Origin of the sequence: Halolamina salina, from assembly GCF_042678005.1 — an archaeon.
GTDB classification, from domain to species: domain Archaea; phylum Halobacteriota; class Halobacteria; order Halobacteriales; family Haloferacaceae; genus Halolamina; species Halolamina salina.
The window spans coordinates 8,741-17,275 of record NZ_JBHUDH010000003.1 but is presented as its reverse complement, the minus strand read 5'-3'; the positions used below and the strand labels follow the sequence as shown (position 1 = coordinate 17,275).

Here is an 8,535-nt window from a genome sequence, read left to right as displayed (position 1 = left end):
CGAGCACCTCCGTGTGCGAGCCGAGCGCGAGGTCCTCGCGAGTGAAACGAGCGAGGGCACGAGGGAGCTTTGCTCCCTCGGAGGACGACCGAGCGAACGGACGTGAGCGAGTGAGTCGGCTGGGGAGGTTCGTGGGCTGTGCGGGGCGGCGCGGTCACAAGTGGCCAAGCTCACTCCGCGGTTCTGTTCGTGGCGGAACCAGCGAACTCCGCGGTCGTGCTTCTGGCCCGAACAACGAACACCACGACCCAAAACACCGATCGACCTACTCCCGTCCGTCCAACCACCGCTGCAGCGCCGCATCAGTCGCGATCGAGACGGCGAAGAACAGCACCGGTACGATCGCGTTGATCGCCCAACTCACCGCCGAGCCGGTGGCGTAGTCGTACGCCACCAGCGCGACGAACACCACGACCGCGGTCACGACCCGTCGACGGAGCGTCTTGCCGGCGATCTCCATACCCGAACTGGGTCGCTCGCCCCGAAGAAGCTCCCGGTCTCAGCCCCGCAGCGTCTCCACGGGGCGCTCGTTGGCCGCCTTCCACGCCGGGTACAGCCCGCTGAGCAGGCTCGCGACGACGGCGAAGGCGAAGCCGAACACGAGGTACTGCATGCTGGCCCACTCGAACACCAGCGTCGGATCGTTGAACAACACCTGATTCAGCAGCAGCCCCACCCCCAGCGCCACGACCGCGCCGACCGCGCCGCCGATGACGCCGAGCAGCCCCGCCTCGGTCAGGATCATTCGCAGCACCTCGCCCCGGCGGATCCCGACCGCCCGCAGCACGCCGATCTCGCCCCGGCGCTCGATCGTGCTCATCAGCATCACGTTGAGGATGCTCACCGCGGCGACGACCAGCGAGATCGAGCCGATCCCGATCAGCGCGAGGTTGAGCGTGTTCGTCAGGGAGTCGATGCTCTCCTGTACCGCCGCCAGCGTCGTGACGCTCACGATTTCCTCGCGGCCGTTCATCCCGCGCTCCACCCGGTTGGCGACCGCCTCCGCGGCCGCGCCGTCCTCGGCGACGATCGTCACCGTCGAGTAGTACTCTTGATCCGCCAGCGCCGAGACCGGCAGCACGACTGACGCGCCGCCGCCGAACCCCTGTTGGGGTTCGAGAATCCCCCGGATCCGGTAGAGCTGGCCGTCGTACTCGATCGGGTCGCCGATTTCGAGGCCGAACTCGTCGGCGACGGTGCTGCTCACCAGCGCGCCCGAGCGCAGGCGGTCGGGCACCTCGCCCGCCTGTGCGTCGTACAGCGCGCCGGCCTGCGTGAGGCCCGTGACGCTCACCCGTTCTGGCTCGCCGTCGGCGTCGATCGTGGTCGTCCCGGTCTTCTGAGCGATCACGTCGGCGTCGGCCACCAGTCGCTCGATGTTCCGGACCTGCGACTCGGTCAGCGCGGGCTCGGGGTTGTCCTCGCCCGCGGTCACCGTCACCTGGTTTGCGAGCCCGCCCAGTTCCTGGTTCGTGCTGTACTGGATCGAGGCGCCGGCCATCCCCAGCGACGCGATGGCGACGACGCCGATGACGATCCCCAGCGCCGCAAGCGCCGTCCGCGCGCGGTTCCGACCGAGGTTGCGCCACGCCATCAGCGCGCTGGGGAACCGCCAGAGCCACGCCTCGACGCTCACTCCTGGATCACCCCGTCGACGAGGTTGACCACCCGGTCTGAGTACTCCACGAGTTGCTCGTCGTGCGTCACCGAGACGATCGCGATGTTCTCCTCCTCCTTCAGCCGCGTCAGCTCGTCGAGGATCGTCCGGCCGGTGTCCTGATCGAGGTTCCCCGTCGGCTCGTCGGCGAGCACGATGTCGGGCTCGTTCACCAGCGCCCGCGCGATCGCGACGCGCTGTTGCTGCCCGCCGGAGAGCTGTCGGGGGGTGTGCTCCAGCCGCTCGCCGAGTCCGACGCGTTCGAGTAAGTCGATCGCCCGATCGTGGCGGTCGACGCCGGTGTCCCACATCGACGGCAGTTCCACGTTCTCGACCGCGGTCAGCATCGGCAGCAGGTGGAAGTCCTGAAACACGAAGCCGATCCCGTTGCGCCGCTCCTCGGTGAGTTCGTCCTCGGTGAAGTTCGTCACGTCCCGCCCTTCGAGCTTCACGCTCCCCTCGGTGGGCGTGTCGAGTAGCCCGATCATGTTGAGCATCGTCGACTTGCCCGAGCCGGAGGGGCCGATGATCGTCACCATCTCGCCGCGGTCGGCGTGGAAGTCGACGCCTTTCAGCGCCTCGATGGTCTCCTCGCCGCTCTGGTAGCGCTTCACCACGTCGGCGAGTTCGATGACGTGCATCAGTCCCTGTATCGGCGGTAGGCGATCGTGAGCGCGACCCCGAGCGCGACCGCCAGCAGCACGACCAGCGCGCCGAGCAGCAGCGACAGCCCCGAGCCGCCGGAGCCGCCCTGTCCACCGCTCGACGGCGCGGCGTCGCTCACGTCGAGTTCCACTACCCGCGAGAGCCGTTCGCCGTCGACGGTGTACTCGATCCGGACCGGCACCGCCGTCACCGACGCCGAGACGTTGGCGGTGAGCTGGAACGTCGCGAACTCGCTCGAGTCCACCGCGCCGACGAAGTACTCCTTGTTGGGGTTCACCGGCGTCACGCCCTCGCTCGCGACGACGCGCATCACGACCGAACTCGCGTCGAGGCTGCCCACGTTGGCCGCGTCGCCGCTGATCGTCACGACCCCGCCGCTCCGGCTCGCGTCGACGCCCGTGACGGTCACGCCCGTGCTCGGCGCCGGCGCGTACGAGATCGTCGTCTCGCTGGTCGCCGTCTCCCCGGCGGCGGTGTACTCGGCGACGATCGTCACCTCGCCGGCGGGGATCGCGCTGCCGTCGAGCGTAGCGACCCGGCTCCCGCCGGCGGGCACGTCCGCCAGCCGGGTTCTGGTGACGGTCTCGCCGTCGACCACCGCCCGGAGCTGCACGTCACGGAGCTCGACGTTGCCGAACTCCGACAGCGTCGCCCGCACGACCGACGAGCCGTTCGCGGTCGTCCCGGTCGCCGTCAACTGCGGGTCGAGGGTCGCTGGCTCCACGTCGGCGGTGACGTTGCGCGTCACCGTCCGCGTGACCCCCTCGTCGGTCTTGTACGTCAGCGTCGCCGAAAGCGTCCGGTCCCCCGGCTCGTCGAACGTCGTGGCGAACGTGTGGGTCGTCTGGGTCCCCGGCGCGATCGACGCCGAGACGCGCTCGGGGTTCTCCACGTCGGCGTCCCCGGTCAGCTCCAGCCGGACGTTCGAGAGCGCCCCGTCGTCGCCGTTGGAGACGCTCACGTCGATCGCGGTCTCCTCGCCGGCGACGGAATCGAGGCCGGCGAAGGAGAGCACCGCCTCGTCTGGCTCCTGTACGTCGACGTACAGCGGATAGCTCACGGCCTCGAAGTCGGCGTCGCCGTCGCGCACGACCGCGTTGACGATCAGCTTCTTCTCGCCCGGCTCCTCGATCGACATAGTCAGCGGGATCGAGCGCGTGTCGCCGCGCGCGATCGAGCCAACGTCCTCGATCCGGGCCAGATCCTCGCCGCTCCCGGCCTCGCGGACGTAGAGGTCGGTCACCTCGACCGGGCCGGCGCTGGACTCCAGGTTCGCGATCGTCGTCGTCAGCGTGAACGTCTCCCCTGGCGCGGGCTGATCGACCGAGAGGTCCACGGACTCGATCGCCACGTCGGTGTTCGCCGCCGCGGCGGGGACCGCGACGCCGGCGACGATCGAGAGCACGACCATCGCGGCGACGGCGAGCGATCGCCGGGTCACGGCGACCCCTGCCCGGTCGTCCCGACGAACGCTACGTTTCCAGTCACGAACATGTGTCCCACTCCCGCTGAGACGACATTATAGCTTTCGGAAGGAATATTACAACAGCTCTGTAAGCGTCGTTCGAACAGATGAACGACGGGATCTCTCCGCGACGGCGACCGCGCTCCGCTCGCGCGCCACGTCGAGGGACCGATGCGTAGCGACGACGAGGCGTTCGACGCGATGGGGCGGCTGGGGTTCGGCACCAACGAGGCCGAGGTGCTCGTCACGCTCCACGAACTCGGCACCGCGACCGCCCGCGAGGTGAATCAGGCCGCCGACGTGTCGCGGCCGCAGGTGTACAGCGCGGTCGAGTCCCTCGAGAACCGCGGTTTGGTCAACGTCCAGCACGCCAACCCCCGCGAGTTCCAGCCCGTGACCGTCGAGGAGACGGAGTCGCTGCTCACGCGGCGGTTCGAGCGGGACATCGAGCGGGTCGGCGACCGGCTCCGGGAGGCGGCCAGCCGGCGCGAGGGGCCGAGCGAGGAGCGCGAGGACATCTGGACCGTTCGCGGCCGGGAGTCCGTCACTGAACGGGTCACCCAGCTCGTCCGGGACGCCGAGGTGCGCGTCGTGTTCGGCGCCGAGACGGCCGACCTGCTGACGGAGGGCATCTACGACGCGCTCACGGAACGGGCGGCGGCGGGCGTCGACGTGACGGTGGTCAGCACCGACCCGGCCGTCCGGGAGCGGTTCGCCGACGCGGACGTGACGGTGCTCGCCCCGGATATCCACGACGACGAGGCCAACCACACCGGCCGGATGCTGCTGGTCGACGACCACACCGTGCTCCACAGCGTGCTGGGCGAGGAGGCGCTCCCGGGTGCCAGCCGCGAGACGGCGTACTGGAGCGCCGACTCGGGGTTCGCCTCGACGCTCATCGCGATGATGGAGCGGACGCTGCAGAACCAGACGGCGTAGGCCTGCCACCGATACCGTTTTGTCAGCGATCGCCCAAGCCGCGGCCGTGCCAGTCCCCGCCACACAGCGCGCCGTCGCCGGTCTACTCGGCGCGACGGCCGTCTGGCGGACGCTCTCCGGCGTCGCCGCCCTCGTGCGCTGGCTCTGGCTCGGCGAGGTGGTCGGCAACGGCTCGATGGCGCTGCTGCTGATCTCGGTCGTGATCGGGCCGATCGTCGGCGCGGGGGCCGCCGACGCCGCACTCCGGCACGGCTACTGGTCGCGGGACCGCCGAGCGCACCGACGCCGGCTCGCCGCGGTCGCGGGGCTGCTCATGCTCCCGTTTCTCGCGACGACGGCGGCGGGCCGGCTCCTCGGGAACGGGCCGCCGTCGCTGCCGCTGTACGGCATCGTGACGCTGTCGGTGACGACGTTGGTGGTGCTGGCGCTCGCCGGCTCAGGCCGTCACGAGTGAGACGACGGCGACGCCGGCGCCGACCGCGAGTACGGGAACCGCGGCGCCGAGCGTGAGATAGCCTGCGAGCGCGCCCAGCGTGACGGGCACCATCGCGAGCAGACAGAGGAGACCGAGTCCGAACGCCAGCAGGGGGGCGCCGTCGCGAACCGTCGAGGGTGTGCTGCCGGCGTTGGTCATTCGTGTCCGTGAAGGGGCGGGTTCCGAGCAAAAGGGCTTCGGTCGGAAAATCGGCGTGTGAGAAGTCAGCACACCGCTCGACGTGCGCTCGTCGGCGCGTGTTCGCTCGCTGCCGGGCGCGCCAGTCAGAACTGATGGGTATTTTTACGCGGGGACGGGAGGAACGGGTATGGACTACGACCCGCAGGCGATCGAGGAGCGCTGGCGGCAGCGCTGGCGGGAGGCGGGCCGCTACGAGGCCGATCCCGCCCCCGAGGGGGGCGAGGACGCGACCTTCGTCACGGTTCCGTACCCCTACCCCAGCGGCGGGATGCACATCGGCCACGCCCGCACGTACACGGTGCCGGACGCCTACGCGCGCTACCGGCGCCAGCAGGGCGACAACGTGCTGTTCCCGATGGCGTGGCACGTCACCGGGACGCCGATCATCGGCGCCGTCGAGCGCCTGAAGAAGGGAGAGGAGGAGCAGCTCTCGGTGCTGCAGGACACGTACAACGTCCCCGAGGAGGACCTGAGCGACCTGGAGACGCCGATGGGCTACGCGGAGTACTTCATCGAGGAGCACTACAAGAAGGGGATGAAGTCCCTGGGCCTGTCGGTCGACTGGCGCCGGGAGTTCACCACGAACGACGAGCGCTACTCGAAGTTCATCGAGTGGCAGTACCAGCGCCTGAAGGAGGAGGGGCTGGTGGAGAAGGGACTCCACCCGGTGAACTACTGCACCGAGGAGGAACAGCCCGTCACCACCCACGACCTGCTGGAGGGCGAGGAGGCGGAGTTCCAGGAGTACACGCTGATCCGGTTCCGGGGCGATTCCCCGGATAACGGCGACGCCGTCTTCCCGATGGCCACCCTCCGCCCCGAGACGGTTCGCGGCGTCACGAACGCCTACGTCGACCCCGAGGCGACGTACGTCCGCGCGACCGTCGACGGCGAGACGTGGGTGATCTCCGAAGACGCCGCCGAGAAGTTCGAACTGCAGGACCGCGAGGTCGAGGTCGAGGCGGAGTTCGACGGCCGCGAGATCGTCGGCACGAGCGTCGAGAACCCCGTGACCGGCGACGAGGTGCTGATCCTGCCCGCCGGCTTCGTCGACGCCGACAACGCGACCGGCGTCGTGATGTCGGTGCCGGCCCACTCGCCGGACGACTACGTCGCGCTGCAGGAACTGAAAGAGCGCGCCGACGAACTGACCGAGTACGGGATCGACCCCGAGGCGGTCCGCGAGATCGAGCCGATCCCGATCCTCACGATCGAGGGGTACGGCGAGATCCCCGCGAAGTCCGCCGTCGAGGAGCACGGCATCGAGTCCAGCGACGACCCCGCGCTGGAGGAGGCGACGAACGACCTGTACAACGCGGAGTTCCACTCCGGGATTCTGAACGACGAGTACGGCGAGTTCGCGGGCGAGGTCGTCGAGGACGTCCGCGACCGCTTCCGCGAGCACCACGCCGGCGACGCGTTCGACACGATGCAGGAGTTCAGCGAGGAGGTCGTCTGTCGCTGCGGCGGCGACGTGGAGGTCGCCTACCAGGACACGTGGTTCCTGCGCTACAACGACGAGGACTGGATGGAGAAGACCCGGCGCGCCATCCAGAACCTGGACGCGATCCCGGAGAACACCCGCGGCGAGTACGAACACACCGTCGGCTGGCTGAACGAGTGGCCCTGCATCCGGAACTACGGGCTGGGCACCAGACTGCCGTGGGACGACGAGTTCGTGATCGAGCCGCTGTCGGACTCGACGCTGTACATGTCCTACTACACGGTCGCCCCGCACATCCAGGACGTGCCCGTCGAGGACCTGGATCCGGACTTTTTCGACGCGATGTTCTACGGCGAGGACGCCGTCGACGACCCGGACGAGAAAGCCCTGGAACTGGGCGAGGAGTGGGACTACTGGTACCCCGTCGACTACCGCTTCTCGGGCAACGACCTGATCACGAACCACCTGACGTTCTACCTCTACCACCACGCCGAGTTCTTCCCCGAGCCGAAGTGGCCTCAGGGGATCGTCGTGATGGGAATGGGCCTGCTGGAGGGCCAGAAGATGTCCTCCTCGAAGGGTCACGTCGTGCTGCCGGGCGAGGCGATCTCGGAGTACGGCGCCGACACCGTTCGGTTCTTCCTGCTGAACGCCTCGGAGCCGTGGCAGGACTACGACTGGCGCGAGGACGCCGTCGAGAGCACCCACGACCAGCTGCGGCGGTTCTACAACCGCGGGCAGGAACTGGTCGAGGGCGACGCGGGCCGGAAGGACGCGATCACCGACGTGGACCGCTGGCTGCTCTCGAAGCTCCAGACCACGATCGAGACCGCGACCGACGCGATGGAGCGCTCGGAGACCCGGACCGCCACGCAGGCGGCCTTTTACGGCTTCGACGAGCACCTGAAGTGGTACCGTCGCCGCGCCGACCTCGACCGGCCGGGCGCGCGCTGGACGCTGCGACACGTCCTCGAAACCCGGCTGCGCCTGCTGGCGCCGTTCACGCCGTTCCTCGCGAACGAACTCCACGAGGAACTGACGGGGACGGCCGCCGAAGACGCGCCGTGGCCCGAGGTGGACGACGACCTGCGCGCCCCCGATCTGGAACTGCAGGAGGAGCGCGTGCAGGCGCTGGTCGACGACATCAACGAGGTCGCGGACGTGACCGACACCGATCCGGAGACGATCCGGATCTACACCGCCGCCGACTGGAAGCGGACCGTGTTCGAGGCGGTCCGGGAGGCCGGCACGGACGTGGGCGCGGTGATGAGCGAGGTCATGAGCGACCCCGACCTGCGCGAGAAGGGCGACGAGGTGAACCAGGTCGCGCAGGACGCGGTGGAGTTCGCCCGCGACTACGACGACGAGGAGTTGGCGGCGCTGCTCGACGTGGACGAGCGCGGCGCCTACGAGGCTGCGGCGGCGTTCCTCGAACGCGAGTTCGATGCCGACGTGGAGGTGTACGCCGAGGACGACGCGGACGTGGTTGATCCGGCCGATCGGGCCGGGAACGCGATCCCGTTCCGGCCGGCGATCCATCTGGAGTAACTCGACCTTTTGCTGCGGTCGCTCGTTTTTCACTCGCTCCCTGGCAAAAGCTCGGCCATCACCAGAAGCCGTCGGCTTCTGGTTAGCAGCCAGAAATCGGAGATTTCTGGCGACAAAAACCGTCGTCACCCCCTTCGGGG

At 69.0% G+C, this 8,535-nt stretch carries 8 protein-coding genes; 3 read left to right on the top strand and 5 right to left on the bottom strand.

Annotated features, from left to right (window positions below; translation table 11 throughout):
• Positions 1-265 precede the first annotated feature (265 nt).
• From ACFR9S_RS00435 to ACFR9S_RS00420, 4 genes are read right to left on the bottom strand one after another with little or no spacing between them, the layout of a single operon-like run.
• Positions 266-460: a hypothetical protein gene (locus tag ACFR9S_RS00435; protein ID WP_379732345.1), complete on the bottom strand. Its 195-nt coding sequence runs from the start codon at positions 458-460 to the stop codon at positions 266-268.
• Between the two features lie 39 nt (positions 461-499).
• Complete coding sequence (locus ACFR9S_RS00430) at positions 500-1,636, bottom strand: ABC transporter permease (RefSeq protein WP_379732346.1); 1,137 nt, start codon at positions 1,634-1,636, stop codon at positions 500-502.
• Entirely contained in the window at positions 1,633-2,298 is a 666-nt protein-coding gene (locus tag ACFR9S_RS00425) for an ABC transporter ATP-binding protein (RefSeq protein ID WP_379732347.1), read from the bottom strand. The genes ACFR9S_RS00430 and ACFR9S_RS00425 overlap by 4 nt, the downstream gene beginning before the upstream one ends.
• On the bottom strand, positions 2,298-3,764 hold the full coding sequence (locus ACFR9S_RS00420; RefSeq protein ID WP_379817711.1) for a COG1361 family protein: 1,467 nt from the start codon (positions 3,762-3,764) through the stop codon (positions 2,298-2,300). The genes ACFR9S_RS00425 and ACFR9S_RS00420 overlap by 1 nt, the downstream gene beginning before the upstream one ends.
• Before the next feature lie 195 nt (positions 3,765-3,959).
• Here ACFR9S_RS00420 and ACFR9S_RS00415 point away from each other — a divergent pair, with 195 nt between their 5' ends.
• Both ACFR9S_RS00415 and ACFR9S_RS00410 read left to right on the top strand, forming a co-directional pair.
• Positions 3,960-4,727, top strand: a complete 768-nt coding sequence (locus ACFR9S_RS00415) for a TrmB family transcriptional regulator (RefSeq protein WP_379732573.1) — start codon at positions 3,960-3,962, stop codon at positions 4,725-4,727.
• Positions 4,728-4,773: 46 nt separating this feature from the next.
• Positions 4,774-5,181: a hypothetical protein gene (locus ACFR9S_RS00410; RefSeq protein ID WP_379817709.1), complete on the top strand. Its 408-nt coding sequence runs from the start codon at positions 4,774-4,776 to the stop codon at positions 5,179-5,181.
• Here ACFR9S_RS00410 and ACFR9S_RS00405 read toward each other — a convergent pair.
• A complete protein-coding gene (locus tag ACFR9S_RS00405; protein WP_379732138.1) occupies positions 5,164-5,361 on the bottom strand; it encodes a hypothetical protein in 198 nt (65 codons plus the stop codon). The two genes, ACFR9S_RS00410 and ACFR9S_RS00405, sit on opposite strands and share 18 nt — an antisense overlap.
• Positions 5,362-5,530: 169 nt before the next feature.
• Here ACFR9S_RS00405 and leuS point away from each other — a divergent pair, with 169 nt between their 5' ends.
• Positions 5,531-8,395, top strand: a complete 2,865-nt coding sequence (leuS, locus tag ACFR9S_RS00400) for a leucine--tRNA ligase (protein WP_379732140.1) — start codon at positions 5,531-5,533, stop codon at positions 8,393-8,395.
• Positions 8,396-8,535 lie beyond the last annotated feature (140 nt).